Source organism: Thiolapillus sp. (assembly GCF_048562965.1).
In the GTDB taxonomy this organism is placed as follows: domain Bacteria; phylum Pseudomonadota; class Gammaproteobacteria; order Chromatiales; family Chromatiaceae; genus Thiolapillus; species Thiolapillus brandeum_A.
Map to the genome: position 1 here is coordinate 1 of NZ_JBHNMF010001168.1, position 814 is coordinate 814.

At 48.3% G+C, this 814-nt stretch carries 1 pseudogene; it reads right to left on the minus strand.

What is annotated here, in order from left to right:
* Positions 1-212: 212 nt before the first annotated feature.
* A pseudogene (locus tag ACOCD2_RS23070) lies at positions 213-814 on the minus strand (hypothetical protein); the annotation flags it as partial.

The window sequence follows — 814 nt, forward strand, 5'->3', positions numbered from 1 at the left end:
GCCAGAGCGCGAGCCAGAGGCTATCGAAACAACCGAACTTTTATGACCATGATCTACATGATTGCCAGCCCGGCGGGTTCCATACTGAAATCCACATGAAACGTCGAAGAGCCTAATTTTACTAGAGTTTAGAGTAAGCAACATTGTTCCACCGTATATTTTCGGGTGAAATAAAGTTGCTATTTTGTTCATACTGCCCGTTAGAGCTTGTTCTATACGCTGATTGCTGCATCCTGCTCACTTCCTCGCCAATTGGGCGGTTCGAATTTTCTGCATTTACGGTTCCACCACTGCCGGACAGGGACATGGTGAAAAATCAGTAGCAGTCCTTTACGGATCTGCCCTGCCGTTGTGGGATTGTCCTTTCGCCAGGGCGAATGGCAACACAGTTGCCTGACGGTCTGATCATCCAGATAGCCCAATAATTGGATCAGACCATAACCCACCAAGGTCAGGTGCACCCAACGATGCAGCGTCTGGCGGGTTTGTTGCCAGGCCTCTTTCAAGCCCCAGGAGAGTTTCAGTTGATTGAACATGGATTCAATCGACCAGCGTTCTCCATAGGCTTCGATGATCTGTTCCGGGGTCAGTATGGCATCGGTACTCAATAATAAATGCGCTTTTTTCCAGTGGCCACTTTCACTCTTGAATTCACACCACACAACACGTACTAAACGTCCCCCAAGAAAATGAGCCATTAACACTTTACTCCGATAACGTACCTCTTGCTCCTTTCCATACAATGGCAAGGTGACCATGGAGCGTTTCAGATGCGCAATACGCTTGGGCGTGTATTTTCTCCCATACTTTCGCG